At 64.7% G+C, this 22,927-nt stretch carries 22 protein-coding genes; 20 read left to right on the forward strand and 2 right to left on the reverse strand.

The features are described 5' to 3' along the window. The first annotated feature begins 37 nt into the window (after nucleotides 1-37). From pseB to ACO06P_RS07350, 16 genes are all read left to right on the forward strand, one after another. A complete protein-coding gene (gene pseB, locus ACO06P_RS07275; protein ID WP_421938183.1) occupies nucleotides 38-1,009 on the forward strand; it encodes a UDP-N-acetylglucosamine 4,6-dehydratase (inverting) in 972 nt (323 codons plus the stop codon). Then, nucleotides 997-2,220 (forward strand): UDP-4-amino-4,6-dideoxy-N-acetyl-beta-L-altrosamine transaminase, encoded by a 1,224-nt coding sequence (gene pseC, locus ACO06P_RS07280; protein WP_420349338.1) that lies wholly within the window; start codon nucleotides 997-999, stop codon nucleotides 2,218-2,220. The genes pseB and pseC overlap by 13 nt, the downstream gene beginning before the upstream one ends. A 51-nt stretch (nucleotides 2,221-2,271) precedes the next feature. Then, nucleotides 2,272-3,336, forward strand: a complete 1,065-nt coding sequence (locus ACO06P_RS07285) for an N-acetylneuraminate synthase family protein (protein ID WP_420349339.1) — start codon at nucleotides 2,272-2,274, stop codon at nucleotides 3,334-3,336. Between the two features lie 64 nt (nucleotides 3,337-3,400). Further along, nucleotides 3,401-4,030, forward strand: a complete 630-nt coding sequence (locus ACO06P_RS07290; protein WP_420349340.1) for a pseudaminic acid biosynthesis-associated methylase — start codon at nucleotides 3,401-3,403, stop codon at nucleotides 4,028-4,030. Between the two features lie 35 nt (nucleotides 4,031-4,065). Beyond that, a complete protein-coding gene (locus ACO06P_RS07295; protein ID WP_420349341.1) occupies nucleotides 4,066-4,785 on the forward strand; it encodes a cytidylyltransferase domain-containing protein in 720 nt (239 codons plus the stop codon). A 54-nt stretch (nucleotides 4,786-4,839) separates the two neighbouring features. After that, on the forward strand, nucleotides 4,840-6,270 hold the full coding sequence (gene pseG, locus ACO06P_RS07300; RefSeq protein WP_421938184.1) for a UDP-2,4-diacetamido-2,4,6-trideoxy-beta-L-altropyranose hydrolase: 1,431 nt from the start codon (nucleotides 4,840-4,842) through the stop codon (nucleotides 6,268-6,270). Between the two features lie 32 nt (nucleotides 6,271-6,302). Beyond that, nucleotides 6,303-7,349 carry an N-acetylneuraminate synthase family protein gene (locus ACO06P_RS07305; protein WP_420349343.1) on the forward strand — a complete coding sequence of 349 codons (1,047 nt, stop codon included), beginning with the start codon at nucleotides 6,303-6,305 and terminating at the stop codon, nucleotides 7,347-7,349. Next, nucleotides 7,346-8,032, forward strand: a complete 687-nt coding sequence (locus ACO06P_RS07310) for a class I SAM-dependent methyltransferase (RefSeq protein WP_420349344.1) — start codon at nucleotides 7,346-7,348, stop codon at nucleotides 8,030-8,032. The genes ACO06P_RS07305 and ACO06P_RS07310 overlap by 4 nt, the downstream gene beginning before the upstream one ends. Beyond that, the gene (locus ACO06P_RS07315) at nucleotides 8,029-8,658 is read left to right on the forward strand and encodes a class I SAM-dependent methyltransferase (RefSeq protein WP_420349345.1); all 630 of its coding nucleotides are present in this window, start codon (nucleotides 8,029-8,031) and stop codon (nucleotides 8,656-8,658) included. The genes ACO06P_RS07310 and ACO06P_RS07315 overlap by 4 nt, the downstream gene beginning before the upstream one ends. Then, nucleotides 8,655-9,419 carry a WbqC family protein gene (locus ACO06P_RS07320; RefSeq protein WP_420349346.1) on the forward strand — a complete coding sequence of 255 codons (765 nt, stop codon included), beginning with the start codon at nucleotides 8,655-8,657 and terminating at the stop codon, nucleotides 9,417-9,419. Before ACO06P_RS07315 ends, ACO06P_RS07320 begins: the two co-directional genes overlap by 4 nt. Continuing rightward, the gene (locus ACO06P_RS07325) at nucleotides 9,416-10,129 is read left to right on the forward strand and encodes a PIG-L deacetylase family protein (RefSeq protein WP_420349347.1); all 714 of its coding nucleotides are present in this window, start codon (nucleotides 9,416-9,418) and stop codon (nucleotides 10,127-10,129) included. Before ACO06P_RS07320 ends, ACO06P_RS07325 begins: the two co-directional genes overlap by 4 nt. A 635-nt stretch (nucleotides 10,130-10,764) precedes the next feature. Then, the gene (locus ACO06P_RS07330) at nucleotides 10,765-11,727 is read left to right on the forward strand and encodes a glycosyltransferase (protein WP_420349348.1); all 963 of its coding nucleotides are present in this window, start codon (nucleotides 10,765-10,767) and stop codon (nucleotides 11,725-11,727) included. Further along, nucleotides 11,724-12,509: a glycosyltransferase family 2 protein gene (locus ACO06P_RS07335; protein ID WP_420349349.1), complete on the forward strand. Its 786-nt coding sequence runs from the start codon at nucleotides 11,724-11,726 to the stop codon at nucleotides 12,507-12,509. The genes ACO06P_RS07330 and ACO06P_RS07335 overlap by 4 nt, the downstream gene beginning before the upstream one ends. Before the next feature lie 3 nt (nucleotides 12,510-12,512). Continuing rightward, nucleotides 12,513-13,445, forward strand: coding sequence for an NAD-dependent epimerase/dehydratase family protein (locus ACO06P_RS07340; RefSeq protein WP_420349350.1), 933 nt, complete (start codon nucleotides 12,513-12,515; stop codon nucleotides 13,443-13,445). A gap of 23 nt (nucleotides 13,446-13,468) precedes the next feature. Beyond that, entirely contained in the window at nucleotides 13,469-14,830 is a 1,362-nt protein-coding gene (locus ACO06P_RS07345) for a 3-deoxy-D-manno-octulosonic acid transferase (RefSeq protein WP_420349351.1), read from the forward strand. A gap of 72 nt (nucleotides 14,831-14,902) precedes the next feature. Continuing rightward, nucleotides 14,903-15,916 carry a DUF3179 domain-containing protein gene (locus tag ACO06P_RS07350; protein WP_420349352.1) on the forward strand — a complete coding sequence of 338 codons (1,014 nt, stop codon included), beginning with the start codon at nucleotides 14,903-14,905 and terminating at the stop codon, nucleotides 15,914-15,916. A gap of 5 nt (nucleotides 15,917-15,921) precedes the next feature. Here the strand turns inward: ACO06P_RS07350 and ACO06P_RS07355 are convergent, their stop codons facing one another. Further along, on the reverse strand, nucleotides 15,922-16,488 hold the full coding sequence (locus tag ACO06P_RS07355) for a TetR/AcrR family transcriptional regulator (protein WP_420349353.1): 567 nt from the start codon (nucleotides 16,486-16,488) through the stop codon (nucleotides 15,922-15,924). A 239-nt stretch (nucleotides 16,489-16,727) separates the two neighbouring features. Here ACO06P_RS07355 and ACO06P_RS07360 point away from each other — a divergent pair, with 239 nt between their 5' ends. From ACO06P_RS07360 to ACO06P_RS07375, 4 genes are all read left to right on the forward strand, one after another. Beyond that, nucleotides 16,728-19,151, forward strand: a complete 2,424-nt coding sequence (locus ACO06P_RS07360) for an efflux RND transporter permease subunit (RefSeq protein ID WP_420349354.1) — start codon at nucleotides 16,728-16,730, stop codon at nucleotides 19,149-19,151. Beyond that, on the forward strand, nucleotides 19,111-19,950 hold the full coding sequence (locus tag ACO06P_RS07365) for an outer membrane lipoprotein-sorting protein (protein WP_420349355.1): 840 nt from the start codon (nucleotides 19,111-19,113) through the stop codon (nucleotides 19,948-19,950). The genes ACO06P_RS07360 and ACO06P_RS07365 overlap by 41 nt, the downstream gene beginning before the upstream one ends. Before the next feature lie 29 nt (nucleotides 19,951-19,979). Further along, the gene (locus ACO06P_RS07370) at nucleotides 19,980-21,185 is read left to right on the forward strand and encodes a hypothetical protein (RefSeq protein ID WP_420349356.1); all 1,206 of its coding nucleotides are present in this window, start codon (nucleotides 19,980-19,982) and stop codon (nucleotides 21,183-21,185) included. 236 nt (nucleotides 21,186-21,421) lie between these two features. Beyond that, complete coding sequence (locus ACO06P_RS07375) at nucleotides 21,422-21,790, forward strand: SPW repeat domain-containing protein (protein WP_420349357.1); 369 nt, start codon at nucleotides 21,422-21,424, stop codon at nucleotides 21,788-21,790. A gap of 53 nt (nucleotides 21,791-21,843) precedes the next feature. Here ACO06P_RS07375 and dusA read toward each other — a convergent pair whose 3' ends face one another. After that, nucleotides 21,844-22,803, reverse strand: a complete 960-nt coding sequence (gene dusA, locus ACO06P_RS07380; protein ID WP_421938185.1) for a tRNA dihydrouridine(20/20a) synthase DusA — start codon at nucleotides 22,801-22,803, stop codon at nucleotides 21,844-21,846. Between the last annotated feature and the right edge of the window lie 124 nt (nucleotides 22,804-22,927).

Genomic DNA, 22,927 nt, shown 5'->3' on the forward strand with positions numbered 1-22,927 from the left:
CGGCGATTGCTTCGACTTGAACGGGAAATCGGTTCTGGTGACCGGCGGAACAGGCTCGTTCGGGAAGAAGTTCGTCCACACCGTGCTTGAGAGGTACAGCCCGCGCCGGGTGATCGTCTTCTCGCGCGATGAACTCAAGCAGTACGAGATGGGCCTGCAACTGCCCGTCGACCGGCACCCGCAGCTGCGTTACTTCATCGGCGATGTGCGCGACCCGAACCGCTTGGAGATGGCCCTGCGCGAGGTCGATGTGGTGGTCCACGCCGCCGCCCTGAAACAGGTTCCGGCCGCCGAATACAATCCCTTCGAGTGTATCCAGACCAACGTTATCGGGGCGGAGAATGTTGTCCGCTCATCGCTGAAGTGCGGCGTCAAGCGCGTCATCGCGCTCTCGACGGACAAGGCGGCCAGCCCGGTTAATCTCTATGGGGCAAGCAAGCTTGCCTCCGACAAGATCTTCGTGGCGGCCAACAATCTGAGCGGCTCCATCGGAACCCGCTTCTCCGTGGTGCGTTACGGCAACGTCCTGGGTTCGCGCGGCAGCGTCGTTCCCTTCTTTCGCAAGCTGATCGACGAAGGCGCGGAGAGCCTTCCGATCACAGATGCGGAGATGACCCGGTTCTGGATCACCCTGCAGCAGGGCGTCGATTTCGTCCTGTCGTCCCTTTCGCTCATGAAGGGCGGTGAGATCTTCGTTCCCAAGATCCCCAGCATGAGAATCACGGAGCTGGCAGAGTTTCTGGCACCCGACCTTCCGCACCGTATCGTCGGCATCCGGCCGGGCGAGAAGATACACGAAGTCCTCATCACCGAAGACGATGCCCGCAGCACCTACGAACTCTCGGACCGCTACATGATCCTTCCCGAGTTCTGGGAGCGCATGCAGAGGAAGTTTCCGAACTCAGGTGCACGGCCGGTTTCGTCGGGCTTCCGCTTTGCCAGCAACATCAACGACGACTGGCTCTGCGCCAAGCGGCTCTCAAAGATGATTGCGGAATGCGAGAAGTAGCATTGTCATCGCCAGCACCGCTGCCCTATGGCCGTCAACTGATCGAGGAAGACGACATTGCCGCGGTCGTCGAGGTTCTGCGCAGCGACTTCCTGACCACAGGACCCGCCATCGCAGCCTTCGAGACGGCCCTCTGTGAGGCCACCGGCGCCCGCCATGCCGTGGCCTGCGCCAACGGCACGGCAGCGCTCCACATTGCCGCCCTGGCCCTGGGTCTGGGGCCCGGTGACATCGCGATCGTGCCCAGTATCACCTTTCTCGCCACCGCCAATGCGGTGCGCCTGGCCGGCGCCGAGGTCGTCTTTGCCGACTGCGATCCTGACAGCGGGCTGATGGAGGCAGAGCACCTTGCGGAGGCCCTGGCACGGGCCGGCGGCCCCGTCAAGGCGGCGTTTCCCGTGCATCTGGCCGGGCAATGCGGCGACCTCGCGGCGATCCGCGATCTGGCGCACCGCCACGATGTCGCGGTGATTGACGATGCCGCCCATGCCATCGGCAGCCGCTACCGCCTGCGCAGCGGCGAGACTGGTACCATCGGCGATGGCCGCCTTTCCCGGATGACCACTTTCTCCTTTCATCCGGTGAAGACGATCGCGATGGGCGAAGGCGGCGCCGTAACCACCAGCGACGACGCGCTGGCGCAGCGGCTGCGCCAGCTCCGGTCTCACGGAATGACCCGAGACTTCGCCGAGGTGCATCGGCACGACATGGCCTACGACGGCGCGGGCCGGCCGAACCCCTGGTACTATGAAATGCCGGAGATCGGCCTGAACTACAGGGTCACAGACATCCAGTGCGCCCTCGGCCACAGCCAGCTCCGCAAGCTCGACCGCTTTGTGGCACGGCGGCGCGCCCTGGCGGCGCGCTACGACAGGTTGCTGGAGGACCTGACTCCGGTCCTGCGGCCCTTGACGCAGTCGCAGCACTGCCAGGCGGCCTGGCATCTCTATGCTGTCCTGATTGACTTCGAGGCTGCGGGCCTAACCCGCGCCGACCTTGTGAACCGGCTGAGGGAAGACGGCATCGGCACCCAGGTTCACTACAATCCCGTCCACCGGCAGCCTTACTATCAGAGGCGCTACGGAGAGACAGAGCTGCCCGGCAGCGAGCGCTACTACGCCAGAACCCTCAGCCTGCCTCTCTTCGCAGCTATGGCCGACGAGGACGTCGACCGTGTCGTAGCGGCGCTGAAGCGTCATTTGAAAGGATAGAGCCCGCCTCCGCGGTTGTGCGGAAGGGCTCCGGAAGGAGAGATCAGAGGTATGGTCACATTCGGATCACGCAAGCTTGGCGATGACCAGCCCTGCTTCATCACATTCGAAGCTGGCCCGACGCACGACAGTCTGGACTCTGCAAAACGTCTGGTCGCCCACGCCGCCAAGGCCAAGGCCGACGCCGTCAAGTTCCAGATCTTCGATCCCGACCGCCTTGTCGCGGACCGCAAGCAGCCCTTCACCTACGAGGTCCTGATCGACCGAGACAGCGACAGGAGGGAGACGGTCACCGAGCCGCTTTACGACATTCTTTGTCGGCGCTGCCTGACGGAAGAAGAGTGGCGCGCGTTGAAGACCTACTCGGATTCCCTGGGCCTGGCTTTCTTCGCCACAGTTGCCTTCGACGATGAGGTGGACTTTCTGGAAGACCTCGGCTGCCACTCCATCAAGATCGCCTCGGCGGACGTGAATCATTTTCCCTTGATCAAGCGGGCGGCAAAGAGCGGGCTTTGCCTGCAGCTCGACACCGGCAATGCGACAATCGGCGAGATCGAAGTCGCCGTCGATCTGATCCGAAGCGAGGGCAACGAGAACATCATCATCCATCACTGCCCCTCGGGTTATCCGGCGCGGCTTGAAAGCATCAATCTGAGGGTGATCCCCACGCTGAAACAGATGTTCCCCTACCCGATCGCCTACTCCGACCATTCGCCGGGATGGGAAATGGACATCGCCGCCATTGCTTTGGGCGCCAACCTGGTTGAGAAGACCATCACCGAGGACCGTACAACCCGCAGCGTCGAACACATTATGTCCATTGAGCCGGCGGAGATGCAGGCCTTCATGCAATCCATCCGCGATCTGGAGACCGCCATGGGCGCGAACCGGCGCATGATGACGCCTGTCGAGGCGGAAAAGCGCATGGCCCTGCGCCGCAGCGTACACGTGCGCCGCGATCTTCCGGCAGGCCATGTGTTGCAGCCGGAGGACGTCGATTATCGGCGGCCCGGCTTCGGATTGCCGCCCAGTGAGGCGGAACGCCTTATCGGAAAGTCCCTGGCCCACCCCGTGACCGCCGGCAAGGCGCTAAGCTGGTCCGACACGGCGGCTTAGAGCCAAGGCGCGCGGCGGCAGCCTCTGGAACGGAAGCGAAAGACGGACCGTAAGGAACAAATTGATGGCGAACATGCAGGTTGATCTCTGGGCCTCTGATTTTGGCTTCGACTATGCCCAGCGCGACAGCAATCGGATTTCCGAAGAAAGCCTCCGCGCAACAGTGCGGAACTGGGCGCGTATCCTGCAGACCGCGATCTCCCCGGCGCCGCAAAGCGTGCTCGAGGTCGGCTGCAATATCGGCCAGAATCTGGTTGCGCTGAGCAACCTTGTCAGCGAGTTGCACGGCATCGAGCCGAACGGTCGGGTCTGCGAGCTCGCCCGCAGCCAACCGCGGCTCCGCCAGGCCGATATCCGCTGCGGTCACGGCGGCGACCTGCCCTTTGATGACGACAGCATCGACCTGGTGTTCACCGCCGGCGTCCTGATTCACGTGGCACCGGACAACCTTGCAAAGGTGGTCGACGAGATCGTGCGGGTCTCCAGGCGTTATGTCGTTTGCGTCGAGTACTTCTCCCCGGCGCCCGTGGAAATCCCCTACCGCGGCATGGAGGGCTTTCTCTTCAAGCGCGACTTCGGCAGCTACTACCTCGAGCGGCACCCGCAGTTGCAGGTCCGTGACTACGGCTTTTTCTGGAAGCCCTTGGACAACAGCGACAATTCCAACTGGTGGCTGTTCTCCAAGGAACCCTAGGTCGGGACGAGGGCGGCCGGTGGAGGCGGCTTGGCATGACGGCAAATGCGACACTCGGGCTGATTCCTGCAAAGGGCGGCTCCACACGCCTGGCGATGAAGAACGTCCGGCTTCTGGGCGGCAAGCCCCTGATCGCCTGGGCTGCCGAGGCTGCGCGCGCAAGCGGTGTTATCGACCATCTGATCCTTTCCACTGAGGACAGCACGGTTGCCGCCACGGCGCGTGACCTGGGCATCGAGGTGCCTTTCATGAGACCGCCGGAGCTGGCGCGCGATCCGGCTGGTGTCGTCGAAGTCGCGCTGCATGCGCTCGACGTGCTGGAAGACGCCGGCCGGAGCTATGACACACTGATCATCATGCTGCCGACCTGTCCCTTCCGGACCGGGGCGGACATCCGTGGCGCCTATGACCTCTTCGTCGAGCGTGATCGCCCCTTTTTGATGAGCGTCGCCGAATACACGCACACGCCCTTTGCCGCCTTGCGAATGACCGAAGAAAGCGGCCTCGAGCCCGTCTTTCCCGAATACCTCGACCGCCGCTCGCAGACCATGCCGAAGGCTTTCCGGCCCAACGGCGCGGTCCATGTGCTTGACGTCCGGCGGTTTCGGGCAGCGCAAAACTACTTCGCGGACCCGCTGGTCGGCTATGTTATGCCGCGTGACCGCTCAATCGACATCGACACCGACTCAGACCTGAGAGAGGCGGCCTTTCTGCTGCACGAGCAGACAAGCCTTGCCCAAGGCGCGGAGACCTGAATGCGCGCGGTCTTCAGAGCCGACGCCTCACGCGAAATCGGAAGCGGGCATGTCATGCGCTGTCTGACGCTTGCCGATGCGCTGTCTACGATCGGTTGGGACTGCGCCTTCGCACTGCGTTCCGAAAGCCGGGAGGTCGTGCCGGCGCTCGACCAGTCGGGCCATGAGTTGCTCACCCTCGAGGGGGGTAACGGTGACGAGGCGGCGGCGATGAGCAGTCACTGGCAAGCCGGCGTCGAGTGGCTGGTGGTCGACCACTATCGTCGGGACCGCCGCTTCGAGGCCGCCTGCCGCCCTTGGGCGCGGAACATCATGGTTCTCGACGATCTCGCCGACCGCCCGCATGATTGCGATCTGCTTCTGGATCAGACGCTGGGCCGTGGAGCCGAAGACTATACGGCCCTTGTGCCGTCGGACTGCCGGCTGCTGCTGGGCACCCGCTACGCCCTGCTGCGCCCGGAGTTCCGTGCGATGCGGCAGCGCGATACGGCGGCGGCGCAGACAAGGCAGGCACCGTTCCGACTGCTGATAACGCTCGGCGGGACCGATCCCGAAAACATGACCGAAATCTGCATCGACGCAGTCCAACGCTGTGGCGCCCAGATGCAGGTGGACGTGATCGCAGGTTACGGGTTTGCGGCTCTGACAAGACTGCGCGGCCGCCTCGAAGGTCTCTCCGGCTTTCAGCTTCACGTTGCCCCGGACAACATAGGCGCGCTGATGTCCGCGGCCGACCTGGCAATCGGCGCTGCCGGAACAACGTCCTGGGAGCGCTGCTGCCTTGGGTTGCCGACTGTCATGCTGGTTCTGGCGGACAACCAATTGGAAAACGCGCGACAGTTGTCGATTTCCGGCGCGGCCGCAGTGGTTGAAGGGGACGGCAACGACATGGCTGACGCCATTGCCGCGGTTCTGCGCGACCTTCATGGCGATCGCGACCGGCTTCATGAAATGTCGAAGCGGGCCGCCGCGATCTGTGACGGTCAGGGGTCCCTGAGGGCCAGGCTTGCACTGCTGCCGGACCAGGCGACCAAGGACGGCCTCGGCATGCATTTGCGGCTCGCCGAGGCGCGCGACGAGGCAATACTGCTGCATTGGCAGCGGCAACCGTCCATACGTGCCCTGGCAAGAAACCCGGCGATCCCGACCGAAGCGGAACATCGCATTTGGTTCGCGGGCCGTATGCGTTCCGAAAGCAGCTTCATCACCATGATCGAACACGGCCGCAAGGTTGCCGGCATGCTGCGGCTGGACCGGCTGCATGTGGGGGACCAAAACGAAGTCTTCGAGGTCTCCATCGTCGTCGATGAAGAACACCGCGGCGCCGGCGTCGGCCTTGCCGCGCTCCGGCAGATCCGCGCGTGGATGCCCACCGCCGAGTTTCGGGCCGAGACGCTGCCAAACAACGACCCTTCGATAGCCCTGTTTCGCACGGCCGGATACCGCGCACTGAAGGGCAATCTGCTGCACAGCACGGCCGCCTAGCCATGACCCGGACACCTGCGCGCAAGGACAGCATGACGATCACGATCGACAAGCAGCAGATCGGACCTCGGCAACCCTGCTATCTGGTCGCCGAAATCGGCCTGAATTTCAATGGTAACCTTGACCTGGCGCGGACGACGATTGATGCCGCCAAGAAAAGCGGTGCCGATGCGGTCAAGTTCCAGAACTATGTCACGGAAGACTTCATCTCCGACCGCAACCTGACCCACGAATACATCGAGAACGGCAAGACTGTCGTGGCATCACAATACGACATGTTCAAGGCCTGCGAGCTGAGCGACGATGATGTGGCCGCGCTCGCCGCCTATTGCGCAGAGAACGGAATCGGCTTCCATTCCACGCCCACCAATCCACAGGGCGTGCGTCTTCTCGCCGACCTCGGTGTCGGGGTGCTCAAGAACGGGTCCGACTACCTGACCAATCTCGATCTGGTCCGTGCCATGGGCGAGGCCGGCCTGCCGACCGTGCTCTCCACCGGCATGGCGACTCTCGGCGAAATCGACGATGCCGTCCGGGCCTTCCGTCAGACCGGTAACGACAGCCTGATTCTCCTGCATTGCGTGTCGAACTACCCCTGCGACCCCAAGGACCTGAACCTGCGGCGCATCGCGACGCTGAGAGACTGCTTCAACTGCCCGGTCGGCCTGAGCGATCACAGCGAAGGGGCCTTTGCCGCCGCCCTGGCGGTCGGCCTTGATGCCTGCTGGATCGAAAAGCACTTCACGCTCGACAAGACCCTGCCGGGCCCCGATCACCGTTTCTCCGCCGATCCGGAGGAGTTCAGGACCATGGCCGAAGGTGTCCGCATCGCTGAACTGGCGCTTGGGTCGGCGCAACTCGGTCCGACCGAAAGCGAGGAAGACGCGCGCCAGGGATGGCGCCTTTCCTGCGTCGCAGCCCGGGATCTGGACGCCCGGCACCAGCTGGCACGCAGCGACATCGCCTTCAACCGGCCGGGTACCGGCCTGCCGCCGAAAGGCGCGGACTGGCTTGTCGGCCGCAGCATCAAAGGGGCCCTGCCGAAGGGCCATGTTCTGACGCCGGAAGACCTGCTATGACCGAACCCGCTACCTTTGACCGAATCTGGGAAGAAAAGTACGCCGCCGGCCATGCCCAACGCTACCCCTGGGATGTCGTGGTCAGCTTTGTCTTCCGCCATGCGCCGCGCGACCGGCCGCGCCGGGACGTGCGCATTCTGGAGGTCGGCTGCGGCACCGCCAGCAACCTCTGGTTCGCCGCCCGGGAAGGCTTTGCCGTCGCCGGGATCGACGGCAGCGCAAGTGCTGTCGACTACGCCAAGCAGCGCTTCGCCGAGGACGGGCTGGAGGGGGACCTCAGGGTAGGAGACTTCACCGCGCTGGATTTCGCGGACGGCAGCTTTGACTGCGTCATCGATCGCGGCGCCCTCACCTGCTGCGGCTTCACTGCCCTGCGCAAGGCGGTAAAGGAGGTACACCGGGTTCTTCGGCCCGGGGGAAGCTTTTTCTTCAATCCCTATGCCGACAGCCATAGCAGCGCCCGTGCCGGCAGACCCGCCGGCGACGGGCTGACCTGCGACATTGCCGCCGGCACTCTGACAGGGGTCGGCCAGATTCTCTTCGTCGGCCGCCAGCAGCTCTGCGACATCCTCGCCGAGGGCTGGGCCCTGCATCAGCTCCAGCGTCTGGAACTGACGGACATGCTGGCTCCGGAGGGCGGTGTCCATGCCGAATGGCGCGTCATCGCCGAGAAGACGCCATGACGGCGCAGCGCGATGATCGCCATACCGTCGCGGTTTTCTCGGACAGCCTGCGTCAGCACGGGCGGGACTTTCGAGCACTCAACTGGGGCAGCAAGGCCGGGCAGGAGAACCGCTTTCGCGTGCTCAGCGAGATCGGCCTCAGCGCGGGCGACAGTATCCTCGACGTCGGCTGCGGTCTCGGCGACCTCTACGACTACCTGAAGAGGCGCGGCATCGCGGTGAGCTACACCGGTCTGGACATCACGCCGGACATGGTGGCGGAGGCACGGCAGCGCTTTCCCGCCGCAGAGTTCAGGCAAGGCAGCCTGCTGGGCACACTCGACCCGCCCCTGCAGAGGGTCGACTATGTCGTGGCGAGCGGGATCTTCTATCTGCGCCGCGAGCGGCCTTTCGAGCATCTGCAGGCCTCCGTCCGGCGAATGTTCGAACTCTGCAGCAAAGGGATCGCCTTCAACTGCCTGAGCCTTTGGGGAGACAAGGCGGGCGATGCCAGCGATGAATACCGCGAAGCCCCTGCCAGATGCCTGGAGTTCTGCCGCAGTGTTTCACCCCGGGTCGCGCTGCGCCACGACTACCACCCCGGCGACTTCACGGTCTACCTGCGTAAGGAGGCGCAGATCTCATGATCGTCTCGATCATGCAGCCCGCCTACCTGCCGTGGCTCGGGTTCTTCGACCGGATCGCCGCCAGCGATATCTTCATCCTGCTGGACCATGTCGAAATCGACCGCAACAGCAAGACGAAGTTCGCCAACCGCAACCGCGTCCGCACGGCGCAGGGGTGGAGCTGGCTGACCGTGCCGATCCGCAGCAAGGGCAAGCACGGGGAACTGCGGCTCAACGAAATCGAAGTGAACAACGAGACGAACTGGCCGGGCAAGCACTGGCGCGCGATCGAACTCAACTACCGGCGCGCGCCCTACTTCGCGGACTACGCGGCCCCCTTCCGGACGCTGCTCGAGACCCGCTGGACCCATCTCGCTGACCTCAACGCGGCCGGGCTCAAGATCTTCATGGAGGCCTTGACCTTGAACAAGACCGTCCTTTCGAGTTCGGAGATGGATTGCCGGGAGACCAAGGACAAGCTGATCCTGGAGCTCTGCCGGAAGGTCGGGGCGACGACCTATCTCTCGGGGCCCTTCGGGCGGGACTATCTCAATCCGGTCGATTTCGAAGCGGCCGGTGTCGAACTGCTGATTCACGACTACGATCATCCGCAGTACAATCAGAGCTTCGACGGTTTCGAACCCTACATGTCAACGCTCGATCTTCTGTTCAATCATGGCACAGGATCCCTGCAAATCCTGCGCAGCCCGCACAGTCTCGTGAAGCCGGAGCGAAAGGCCGCGGAGACTGCGGCGGCCGCCGCTGAGAGGTCAGTGTCGTGATCACCAACGCTGCAGTACTCGTGGTGGCGGCCCATCCCGATGACGAGGTGCTGGGGGCAGGCGGCACCGTGGCGCGGCACGTCGACCAGGGAGACCGTGTTCATAGCCTGATCCTGGCGGAAGGCTCTACATCGAGAGGCGACCACAGGAATGTCGCCGAGCACAGCGACTCGATCGATGCTCTGAGAGCAGCCGCAGGGGCAGCAGCCGAGTATCTGGGGTCGGAACCGCCGGAATTCGCAGGCCTCCCGGATAATCGTATGGATCAGATCGACCTGCTCGATGTGATCAAGGTGGTGGAAGAGGCGGTGCGGCGGATCTCGCCGTCCATTGTCTATACGCATCATGGCGGCGACCTGAACCTCGATCACCGCATCACCCATCAGGCCGTGTTGACGGCATGCCGGCCGCTCCCCGGCAGCCCGGTCAGGGCCGTATACTGCTTCGAGACCTTGTCGAGCAGCGAGTGGGGGACCCCTGAAATCGGCGCTCCCTTCGTGCCGAACCACTTCATCGATATCAGCGCACAGATGGCCAGGAAGCAACAGGCCCTAACCTGCTACCGGCAGGAGATGCGGGCCTTTCCACATGCGCGCTCAATGGAGAGCGTCGCGCACCTGGCCGGTTTTCGCGGTGCCAGTGTTGGCGTTGACGCGGCGGAGGCGTTTTCTGTGGCCCGTCAGGTCCTGACACCGAACGTCGCTCTCTAGAGCGAATCCGGCCGACTGACCGGCTTTCGCCGCGACTCCGCAAGGCCCGCTTGGCGAAAGCACCCGGAGAGGCCGCCTGAGAAGGCGGCGGTCGCGACCGTGAGCGATGGCGATCCCGCCTTTCGGAGATTTGCCTCGGACTGGTCCTTTCTTCGGCCACCGGAAGATTGACAAGCAGCCGGCGTGGAAGTCTTGTTATTGTGGGAATTCATGGTCTGACTTGCGGCCTGTCTTGCCTCCAAATCCGCGGAAGCCAGCTATTCATGCCAGAACTGTATCAAGAGTCAGCCGCGCGGGTGTCACCGGCGACCTCGAATGCGGAGTCCGGAGACCCGGCTGGCCTGAAGATCGCCTACGTCACGATGCAGTTCCCGGTCCCTTCAGAGGCCTTTGCCGCGGTCGAGCTTCGGGCCCTGAGGCGCGCAGATGTCGAGGTGGCCGTATTCGCCTACAAGGCACGCCGAGAGGGCGCCGATGAACTGTTGAAGCAGCACGGGCTCTCCGGAATGCACGTTGACCACGGGTCTGCCGCCGCAACGCTCCGCGGGTGTCGGCTGGCTCTTCGGTCCCCACTCAGACCTCTCCGGCTTGCGGCCACCGTCATCAGGTCATGTTGGGCGCGACCGAGAGAGTTGTTGGTTGCTCTCGCTCTCATACCGCGAACGCTGAGCCTCTGCGAATCGATAGCGGCGTTCAAGCCGGATCTTGTTCATCTCTTCTGGGGCCACTACCCGAGCTTGCTCGGAATCCTTCTGGGAAGGACACCCGACGCTCCGCCTGTCACGGCATTCCTCGGGGCCTATGATCTGCGGCTGGCTTCGCCGCTGAGTGGCGCCCTCGCGCCCTATGCAAAGGCGATACTGACCCATGTCCATGCGAATCGTCCCCATATTCTGCGCCTCGGCGTCGATCCCGAGCAGGTCCATCTTTCCTATCGCGGCATTGAGGTTCCGGATCCGCTGCCGAAACCAAGCAAGAATCCCTTTGCGCTCATCACCATCGGAAGGCTGATCCCGCTGAAGAGAATGGACCGCTGCCTGCAGGTTCTTGCCGCCGTGCGGGAGGTTCACCCCGAGGTTTCTCTGACAGTCCTCGGCGACGGGCCGCTGCGCACCGACCTGGAGGCCCGGGCACGCGAGCTTGACGTCGACAAACACGTTCGTTTCAAGGGGCATGTCAGCCACGATGAAGTGTTCCAACATCTCTCGGAAAGCGCGGTGTTCCTGTCCATGTCGGATACGGACCATCTTCCAAACACGATTAAAGAAGCGATGATCCGGCGCTGCGTTTGCGTTTCCACCGAGACACACGGCATTGAGGAGCTGATCACCGATGGGGTCAGCGGCTTCATAGTCCCGCAGGGCGATGTCTCTGCCGCTGCTGCACGAATCACCGAAGTGTTTTCCAAGCGGCAGGAAGCCGAAGCCATCGTGAAAGCCGCCCAGGAACACGTGTGTCATACCTTCAACGTCGACACCGTCACGCAAGAGCGGCTGGCGATCTGGCAGGCGATCGCCAGAACCGCAAAACCGAAAGGTCTGGGGCAGAACGGGCCCCAGTCCGAGCAGAGAACACGCCTGCAGGAAGGGCTGCAGTGACAGAAGACCGGGAAACGTCGGCGTCAACCGCCAGGCCGCTGGTCTCGGTCATTACTGCGGCCTTCAACGCAGAAGACTTCATCGGCGAAACCATCGCCTCAGTCCAGCACCAGACACTGGAGGATTGGGAGATGCTGGTGGCCGATGACGCATCCAGCGACAGCACGGCGGCCATCGTGCGGGACTGTGCTGCCAGCGACGCCCGCATCAAACCAATCGCCCTGGCGCAGAACGGGGGCGTTGCGGCAGCCCGCAACGCTGCGCTCGACAGGGCAAGGGGCCGCTTCATCGCCTTTCTCGACAGCGACGATCTCTGGCTGCCAAAGAAACTCGAACGGCAGATTGCCTTCATGCGCCAAAGGGACTGTGCCGTCTCCTACACCGCTTTTCGGCGCGTGAACGAGGACGGGCAGCAGCTGGGCCGCCTGATGACCGTGCCGGAGCGCCTGACCTATACGCAGCTTCTGAAGAACACAGCGATCGCCACCCTGACCGGCATGGTCGACACGGACCGTACCGGCCCGATCCGCATGACCGAGGCGCGCCGTGACGACTTGATCCTCTGGCTGTCGATCCTGAAACGCGGCTTCGTGGCCTACGGCCTGCAGGAGGATCTGGCCAGATACCGCGTCGTGCGCGGTTCTCTTTCCAGCAAACCGAAGCGCTCTGCCGCCTGGACCTGGTCTGTCTACCGCAACGTCGAGAAGCTCGGGGTTCTCTACGCGAGCTGGTGCATGCTCCACTACGGCACCCGGGCGGTGCTGAAGCGCTTGGTCTTTTAAGCGGTGCCGCGGGTTCTCGTCACCGGAGCCAACGGCTTTATCGGCGCGGCGCTCAGCCGGCATCTGCTGGCCGCGGGCTGGGAGGTCCGGGGCGCTATCCGACGGCCGCAGGCTAAACTGCCGGCCGGCGTGGAGCCGGCCGTGGTCGGTGATCTGGACAGCCGGACTGACTGGACCAGGGCACTGGCGGGAAGCCAGGCCGTGGTTCACTGCGCCGCGCGCGTGCACGTGTTCCGCGAAGGCGCGGCAGACCCCAGCGCGGCCTTTCACCGCGTCAATGTGGAGGGGAGCGCCGCCCTGGCCCGTCAGGCCCTGGGATCGGGCGTGGAGCGGCTGATCTTCCTGAGTTCGATCGGGGCGGCACAGGCCGCCGTTGACCCCGCCGCGGCAACGTCCTACCAGCAAAGCAAGCTGGACGCCGAGGCCGCCCTTCAGGAAATCACCGCCGACAGCCCCATGACCCTGGTCATCCTGCGCCCACCGCTGGTTTACGGACCCGGGGCACCGGGAAACTTCCCCCGCCTCGCAAAGCTGCTGGCAAGGGGCTTCCCCCTGCCGTTGGCCGGGATCGACAACCGGCGCAGCCTGATCTACCTCGGCAACCTGACGAGCGCCATTGAGGCTGCACTCACCGCCGAGCACCCGCCCGCCGCGCCCTTGGCGCTCTGCGACGGCGCCGATTTCTCCACCCCCGCTCTGCTGCGCGCCATGGGCCGGGCCATGGGGCAGCGCGTGCGTCTTTGGCCCTGCCCGCCCGTCCTGCTTCGCTTCGCCGGGGCCCTGCTGAATCGCCGCACAGCCGTTGCCGCCCTCACCGAATCCCTCGCCATCGATAACCGGCCCACCTGCGAGGCCCTTGGTTGGACACCCCCCTTCGGTGTAGATGAAGCCCTGGCGGCAAGCCTGGCAGCGACGCCGCAAGAGCCTGAACGCTAGAAGCGGAAGGTACGGACATCGTTGTGGGGACACAGGACGTGGAGAACGGCCCCGGGCCGAACGGGAGGAAAGAGACCGGCGGCGGCCTGGGATCGCTTGGCGCCCGTGCAGCCTACGGTGGCTACGCGCTCCTGGGTACCCTGGCCACGCCGCTGGTGCAGGCGCTCCTGCGGCGCCGGGTGGCGCGGGGGCGGGAAGATCCGCTGCGTATCGGCGAACGCCTCGGTCGGGCGGGGCTTGCGCGGCCGGAAGGCCGAGTGGTCTGGCTGCATGCCGCGAGCGTCGGTGAGGCGGTCTCGCTGCTGCCCTTGATCGAGCGGCTGCGGACGGACCGGCCGGACCTCAACCTCCTGATGACCAGCGGCACGGTCACCTCGGCCAGGCTGATGCGGGATCGCTTGCCGACGGGGGTGATCCACCAGTTCGTGCCGGTCGACCTGCCCGCCGCCGTCCACCGTTTCCTCGATCACTGGCGACCGGCCCTCGGCCTGATGGTGGAGTCCGAGTTCTGGCCCAACCTGATCCACATGTCAGCCGCTGCCGGCACCGAACTGGTGCTGCTGAACGGCAGGGTCTCGCCAGCCTCCCACCGCTCCTGGCGGCGTGTCCGCCCTTTGATTGCCGAGCTCCTGCGCCATTTCAGCATCGTTATGGCACGCTCGCCGCGCGACCTGGCCCATCTGCAGGACCTGGGCGCCATCAACGCCTCTTGTCCCGGAGACCTGAAGGCCGCCGCTCCGCCGCTGTCCGCCGAGCCCGCATCGCTGGCGGCTATGCGCACCGCCATCGGCGAGCGGCCGGTCTGGCTCGCCGGCTCCACTCACGCAGGCGAGGACGAAATCGCTGGTGCGGTACACAAGGCCTTGAGCGACCGGCATAGGGGTCTTCTGACCCTGCTGGTGCCGCGCCACCCCAACCGCGCCGCCGCCGTGCGCAGCGTCCTGCAGGCCCAGGGTCTGAGTGTGGCGCAGCGCAGCCGCGGCGAAGCCGTCACGGCGGCAACGGACGTCTATCTGGCCGACACGATGGGCGAGATGGGCCTCTGGCTCCAGCTGAGCGCGGTGGTGTTTCTGGGCGGTTCGCTGGTGCCAACCGGCGGACACAATCTTCTGGAGCCGGCCAGACTTGGCTGTGCCGTTCTAACCGGCCCCCACACCGCCAACTTCAGCCAACTGGCCGAAGAAATGCTGGCCGCCGGCGCGCTGCGCCGGGTCGCGGACAAGGCGGAGCTGGAGGCGGCCGTGGACGCCCTGCTGACAGACCCGGCGGCACGGCGGGCCCTGGCGGCCGCCGCTACGGCCTACGCCGACGCTCAGGCCGGTGTCCTCGACCGCGTGGTCGCGGCTCTGGCCCCGGCTTTGGATCGGGCGGCCGCCCCACGCTAACGGCTTCCCGCCTCGGTTCATCAAAGAAAATTGATTGGCCCCCATGGCGCTCACGCCGCCATGATCGAGGCTATGTCCACGCCAGCCGCCTCACCGACCCGGCGCCGCCTGACTGTCCTGGGCCTCGCCGCGGTGCTTTTCGCCAGCACCCCCGCGTTTGACGGCGGCGGCGCTTCGGCCAACCCGGACCGCTGGTCACGGGAGTGGCCGCAAACCGACTTCGCCACAGCCTCCGTCGGCTTTGACGAAATCCGCAGCGGCGGGCCGCCGAAAGACGGCATTCCCTCCATCGACAAACCGGTCTTCAAGGCTGTCGCCGAGGTCACGGACCTCAGCGCCACCGAACCGGTTATCGGCCTTTCGATCAACGGCGATGCACGGGCCTATCCCCTGCGCATCCTCACCTGGCACGAAATCGTCAACGATACCGTCGGCGGCGTACCGGTTTCCGTGACCTACTGCCCGCTCTGCAACTCGGCTGTCGTCTTCGAGCGCACCGTGGCGGGCGAAGTAACCGAGTTCGGCACCACCGGCAAGCTGCGCAATTCCGACCTCGTCATGTACGACCGCGCGACCGAGAGCTGGTGGCAACAGTTCCTCGGCGAAGCCATCGTCGGGGCGCGCACGGGCACCCGCCTGACGATCATTCCGGCGCGCCTGGAATCCTGGGAACGCTTTGCCGCGCGCTTCCCCGAAGGCCAGGTGCTGATCCCCAACAATCCCGGCCTGCGCCCCTATGGCGCCAACCCCTATGTCGGCTATGACAGCGCCTTCGAGCCTTTCCTTTATGACGGCGAAATGCCGGAGGGAATCGCGCCGATGCAGCGGGTCGTCGCTGTCGGCGACAAGGCCTGGAGTCTGGCCTTGCTGCGCGAGAAGGGCACAATCGAAGACGGCGACCTGGTCCTGAATTGGGAGCCTGGGCAAGCCTCAGCCCTCGACACCCGCGCCATCGACGAGGGCCGGGACGTCGGCAACGTGACCGTGCAGCGCTCAGCGGCGGAGGGGATGATCGACGTCGCCTATGACGTTACCTTCGCCTTCGTCTTTCACGCTTTCCGGCCGGAGTCCGAGATCGTCAAGTAGCGGGCTCACACCGGTTGGTGGAGCTTCAGGAAGCTCTCCACCGAGCGCTTCACATGCGCCTCGATTTCCGCTTCGGTCACTTGCTGCTGCACGCCCAGGATGGCCCGCATGTGCAGCGGGTCTTTCAGCATGGTCATGAACTGGACGGCGGCGCCTTCGGGATCCGGCAGGTGGAGCCGGCCGCAGCGGTGCTGCTCCTCAAAGTAAGGCGCCACCGTGGCGACCCAGCGGAGCGGCCCGCAGTCGAAGAAGGTCTGACCCAGCTCCGGGAAGCGCCCCGCCTCGGCAACCACGATGCGAAAGAGGGAAACGGCTTCCGGAGAGGTCACCAGCGGCAGGAAGCGGCGGCCCAGATCTGAGAGCACCTCTTCGGGCTCAAGATCCGGGTCCAGGTGCAGGTGGCCGATGCCGGCAACACTGTCGCAGTGACCCATCATGACCGCGGCAAAGAGCGCGTCCTTGCCCGGAAAATGACTGTAGACCGTCCGTTTCGAGACCTCCGCCTTGGCGGCGATGGCGTCCATCGAGACCGCGCCATAACCCTGATGCAGGAACAGCTCGGCCGCCGCCAAGACAATCGCCTGCTGTTTGGGCGATAGCGGTTCTTCGGCCTTTTTTCGGGGGGCCTCTCCCGGGTGTTCCGTCAGGAGGCTGTCATCAGTAATCGATTGCGACATAACCGGCGGCTTGACTTTGGGTTCAGATTCCTCTGTAAACTGTCGAGGTAAACTGCACGGTGTAGTTTACCTCTATAGCATCTCCCCGACGCTAGCACAATCGCAGGCAGGCGGGCGACCACAGGACGGCAATCATGGCAGATTCCAGGAAAACCAAGGCCGAGAGCGGCGACCCGTCGGGCTCCGGACCCGCATCGCCCGGGGGGCCCAACGGTCCAGAAAGCGCGCGGGCCGGTTGGATCGTCCCCTATGCCTGGCTGATGATCCGCTACCGCTGGCTGGTCATTCTGCTGTGCCTTGCCGCCGCAGCCGGCTTCGCCAGCGGCGGCCAGTTTCTAGGCTTCTCCACCGACTACCGGGTCTTTTTCAGCAAGGAAAACCCCCAACTCACCGCCTTTGAGGCGATGCAGCAGGTCTACACGAAGGACGACAACATCCTCTTCGTCCTGCAGCCCAAGGAGGGGGAGGTCTTCACCGAGAAGACCCTGCGGGCGATCCAGGACCTGACGGAGCAGTCCTGGCAACTGCCCTACTCGCGCCGTGTCGATTCGATCACGAACTTCCAGCACAGCTACGCCGAGGGCGACGATCTGACCGTGGAGGATCTGGTGCCCCGCCGCGAGGCGCTGACCCCGGAGCGCATTGCGGCAATCCGCTCCGTGGCCCTGAGCGAGCCGCTTCTGGTGAACCGTCTGATCTCCCCGGACGCGCGCACGACGGGCGTCAACGTCACGCTCACCTTGCCGGGCGAAAGCGAGGCCGAAGTACCGACCGCAATGGCGGCGGCGCGCGAGATGATTGCCGCTTTCGAGGCGGCGAACCCGGAGATCATCGTGGCCACCACCGGACTGGTGGCGCTGAACAACGCCTTCAGCGAGGCAAGCTTCGTCGACCTCTCGACCCTGATTCCCATCATGTACGGCATTATCGTCGCCGGCCTCCTGATCTTCCTGCGCTCGGTGGCCGGTACGGTGGTGACGGTTCTGGTCATCGGCCTTTCCGCCGGGACCGCGATGGGCCTGACCGGCTGGCTGGGAATCAACCTGACGCCCCCCTCCTCCACGGCGCCGACCATAATCCTCACCCTCGCGGTGGCGGACAGCATCCACGTTCTGGTGACCCTGCTTCACGCCATGCGTCATGGCGCCAGCAAGCAGGAGGCCATCGTCGAGTCCCTGCGGGTGAACTTCCATCCGGTCTTCCTGACCTCGCTGACCACCGCCATCGGATTCCTCTCGCTGAACTTCAGCGATGCGCCCCCCTTCCGCGATCTCGGCAATATCACCGCCATCGGCGTTATGGCGGCCTGGATCTACTCCGTCACCTTTTTGCCCGCCTTCCTTGCGGTGGTGCCACTGCGCGTCAAGCAGCAGACGGAAGCACGCAGCGATCTGATGCAGAAGCTGGCCGAGTTCGTGCTGCGCCGCCGGCAGGTGCTGCTCTACGGCATGTCGGCCCTGGTGATCGCCCTGGCGGTCTGGATCCCGCGGATCGAGCTGAACGATCAGTTCGTGAACTACTTCGATCCCAGCATCCAGTTCCGCGCCGACACCGACTTCGCGATGGAGAATCTTTCCGGCATCTACCAGATCGAGTTTTCGCTGCCGGCCGCCGCGGAAGGCGGCATCAGCGAGCCGGAGTATCTGGCGAAGGTCGATGCGTTCTCACAGTGGTTGCGCGAACAGCCGGGCGTGGTGCACGTCCAGACCATCACCGACATCTTCCGGCGACTGAACAAGAACATGCACGCCGACGATCCGGACTGGTACCGTCTGCCCGACGAGCGGGACCTCGCGGCGCAGTACCTGCTGCTCTTCGAAATGTCGCTGCCCTACGGCCTTGATCTCAACAACCAGATCAACGTCGACAAGTCCTCCATGCGGTTCCTGGCCACGCTGGAGAACATCACCACCCGCGAAGCGCGGGTCCTGAAGCAGAACTCGGAAGCCTGGATCGCCGACAACATTCCGGCCTCGGCGACCGAGGCGACCAGTCCCTTCGTGATGTTCGCCTATATCTCCGAGCGCAACATCCAGTCCATGCTCTTCGGCACCGGCCTGGCGCTGGTCCTGATCTCGCTGTCGCTGATCGTCGCTCTGCGCAGTCTCAGGATCGGCACGCTCAGTATCGTGCCCAACGTCATCCCGGCGGTCATGGCCTTCGGGATCTGGGGGCTTCTGGTGGGCGAGATCGGCCTTGCGTCCTCGGTGGTCGCGGCAACCAGCCTGGGCATCATCGTCGACGACTGCGTCCATTTCCTCAGCAAGTACCTGCGCGCCCGGCGGGAGAAGGGCGCCAGCCCGGAGGATGCCGTGCGCTACGCTTTCGCCACAGTCGGGCGCGCCCTCGTGGTGACCTCCGCGGTCCTGGTTGCCGGCTTTGCCGTGCTCGCGCTTTCAGCCTTCCAGCTGAACCAGAGCCTCGGCCTGCTGACGGCGCTGGCGATCTTTGCCGCGCTGGTCGCCGACTTCCTGCTCCTGCCCCCTCTCTTGCTTGCGATCGACAAGGAGAAGAAGCATGCCCAACACCCCAAAGCCCTTCCTCAAGTCGGTGAATAGCCGGGCGCTGGCTGCAGCGCTGGCCGTCCTCCCGTTGGGCGCAGCGGCCGCTCTCGCCGAGACGCCCGAGGAAAAGGGCCTCGCCATCGCCGAGGAGGTGGACCGCCGCGACCTCGGTTTCGGCGACTCCGCTTCCACCCTGAAGATGGTGCTGACCAACAAGCAGGGCCAGAGCAGCACCCGCGAGCTGCGCATCCAGACCCTGGAGGTCCCCGAGCGCTCTGAGGGTGACAAATCGCTGGTCGTCTTCGACCATCCCCGCGATATCGAAGGCACGGCTTTCCTCAGCTTCACCAAGATCCTCGATCCCGACGACCAATGGCTCTACCTGCCGGCTCTGAAGCGGGTAAAGCGCATCTCCTCGGCCAACAAGTCCGGACCCTTCGTCGGCAGCGAGTTCGCCTACGAAGACCTGCTGTCGCAAGAGGTCGACAAGTACAGCTACCGCTGGCTGCGCGACGAGCCCTGTGGCGAAGCGGCGCAAGGCCTGGACTGCTTCGTCATCGAGCGCTTTCCACGCTATGAGAACTCCGGCTATACGCGCCAGGTGACCTGGATCGATCAGCAGGAATACCGGCCGATCAGGATCGACTTCTACGACCGCAAGGACTCCTTGCTGAAGACCCTCAGCCTCAGCCAGTACAACCAGTATCTCGACCAGTACTGGCGGGCGGACGACCAGCACATGGTGAACCACCAGACCGGAAAAACGACGCGGCTGACCTTCGATGAGTGGGAGTTCCGGGTCGGCGTGAATGAGCGCGACTTCAACCCCAACCGCCTGAAGCGGCTGCGCTGAGCATGCCGCGTCTGGGAAGACCGGGGGCGGTGAGCCTTCTCGCCGCCTCTTTCGTGCTTGGGTTTGCACTTCCGCAGTCCGCTTCAGGCCAGGACTTCGACTTCTCCGGCTTCGTGGCCGGGGAAGTTCGCGCCTTTCCGGAGGGTGCCAAGTTTCCGGACCAGGACGACAGCCACATCTCCCCCTCTCTGGTCCTGCAGCCGGAGCTGCGCTATCGCTGGAACCGCCGGGACGACCGCATCACCTTCATCCCCTTCCTGCGGATCGACGCCGACGACGACAACCGCACCCACGCCGACATCCGCGAGCTGAGCTGGTATCACGCCGAGGATGACTGGGACACGGTGGTCGGTATCAGCAAGGTCTTCTGGGGCGTCGTCGAATCCCGCCACCTGGTCGACATCGTCAACCAGACAGACCTGGTGGAAAGCCCCGATCAGGAAGACAAGCTGGGCCAGCCGATGCTTAACCTGAACCTGCTGCGGGACTGGGGCACGCTCAGCTTCTTCGTCCTGCCAGGTTTTCGTGAGCGCACTTTCCCCGACGACGACGCGCGCCTGCGTGGCCCCCTGCCGATCGACGACGACGATGTCTCCTACGAATCCGGCCTGGAGGAATGGAACGTCGACTTCGCCCTGCGCTACTCCCAGACCTTCGGGGGTTGGGACATCGGCCTCGCACACTTCTACGGCACCAGCCGCGAGCCACGGCTGATCCCGCGGGCCGATGGCGACGGCAACCTCTCCTTCCGACAGCGCTACGACCTGATCCACCAGACCAGTCTGGATGCCCAGTACACGACCGGCCCCTGGCTGCTGAAGCTGGAGGCGCTCACCCGCGACGGCCATGACGGCGACCGCTTCTTCGCCGCCGTCGGAGGGTTCGAGTACACCCTCTTCGGTATCTTTGAAAGCGCCGCAGATCTCGGCCTGCTGGCCGAATACCTGCACGACGGCCGCGACGACGAAACCCCAGCAACGCCTTTCGAAGACGATCTCTTTCTCGGCGCCCGCCTGGCATTGAACGACGTCGAGGACACCGAACTGCTGGCCGGGGTGATCCTGGATGCCGATCAGGAAGAGCGAATCTTCAGCGTCGAGTTCGAACGGCGCCTCAGCGACAGTCTGAATCTCGAGATCGAAGGTCAGCTCTTCGACAACATCGACGAAAACGGCCTCTTGAGCGGCTTCGAGAAGGACAGCTTCCTCGAAATCAGGCTCTCCTGGTTCTTCTGATGCAGGACCCCTGCGTCGCTGGACCAAGGTACAGACAGCCGGCCGACTCGGGCGCTGCAGCGCACCATCAAGCCGAGCTGCGCGCTGATGTCAGGCTTGTTGGCGGGCTTCGGCCCAGCTAGACTCTCTGGAAACAGGTGCCCGGGCGCCCGATCGGGGGGTCTTGCGGCACTGTAAACGCAGACTCCTCATGGGCGCCCAGGCTGCTCCCTAGCAGCTTGGAAGGAGGAGTTGTCATGAACACCTCGGTCAAGAGACGATGGATCACCGAGCATCGCGGCTGGGAGGATTTCTGCTCGGCCGGCCTGGGCCTGTTGATCGTCCTCTCGCCCATTCTTGTCGGAACCGAAGCCAACACGGCCGTCGCAATCAGCACCGGCCTCGTCGGCGTGCTCATCACTATGGTGGCCCTGCTGGAAGTCATGTCGTTGCAGCGATGGGAAGAGGCCGTTGAGCTTGTCTGCGGCCTCTGGATTGTTGCGGCCCCCTTCGTGCTCGACTACGGCGGCGCGCTTCGCACCGTGCATATTGTGCTTGGCGGTGCTGTGGCCGCTCTGGCCCTCTTGGAACTCTGGCAGGACCGCAAGAGGACCCTGACCGACTGAGGCGGGGCGCCGTTTGAAAGGAAGCATCTGGCCGGGCCCTTGATCACCCCGGGCTAGGCCGCGCGCCGCCCCTCGGCGGAGCCGCGACGACGGTCCAGGGCCGCCAGCAGAACCTCGGGGCCTGCGTCAGGCTGATGCGCGGCCTCCGAGAGGTGGCGCCGCCAGGCGCGCGCGCCGGGCAGGCCGTTGAACAGGCCCAGCATATGACGGGCAATCGATTTCAGCGGCACCCCCTCGCAAAGGCGCGCCTCCACATAGGGAAGGTAGGCTTCGACGATCTCCTCGCGACTCAAGGGCCCGCCCGCTTCGCCGAAGAAACGCCGGTCGGCCTCCGCGAGTATGTAGGGAGACTGATAGGCGGCACGGCCGATCATCACGCCGTCGACCTCGGCCAGATGCGCCTCTGCCTCGTCCAGGGTCATCACACCGCCGTTGAGGACGATCTCCAGTTCCGGCAAGTCCCGCTTCAGGGCGTAGACCACCTCATAGCGCAGCGGCGGCACCTCCCGGTTCTGCTTGGGGCTGAGCCCGCTCAGCCAGGCCTTGCGGGCATGGATCGTGAAGCTGCGGCAGCCGGCCGCCGCCACCCGGGCCACGAAGGCCGTGAGCGCGGCGTAGGAATCCTGTTCGTCGACGCCGATGCGGGTCTTGACGGTCACCGGCACGTCGACCGCATCGATCATGGCGGCAACACAGTCGGCCACCAGCGCCGGCTCCGTCATCAGGCAGGCGCCGAAGCGCCCGCGCTGCACACGGTCGCTGGGGCAACCAAGGTTGAGGTTGATTTCGTCGTAGCCCCGCGCCGCACCTTCCCGGGCACAGGCGGCAAGGTCGGCGGGCTCCGACCCGCCGAGCTGAAGCGCCACCGGATGCTCACTGTCGCCGAAGGCCAGAAGGCGGTCGCGGTCGCCGTGCAGGATGGCGCCGGTGGTCACCATCTCCGTATAGAGCAGCGTGCGCCGGCTGATGGTACGCAGGAAGGCCCGCTCGTGGCGGTCCGTCCAGTCCATCATGGGCGCCACAGAGAGTAGTCCGCCGCCTCGGGACAGTCGTTCTTTCGTGAGAGTCACCTGGCGAAGATATTCCTGGTGCTTGGATCTTGCCAGCTTCAATTCGCCAGTATGACCCAAGCAACCT

It is taken from the genome of Pelagibius sp., assembly GCF_965227505.1.
Taxonomy (GTDB): domain Bacteria; phylum Pseudomonadota; class Alphaproteobacteria; order Kiloniellales; family Kiloniellaceae; genus Pelagibius.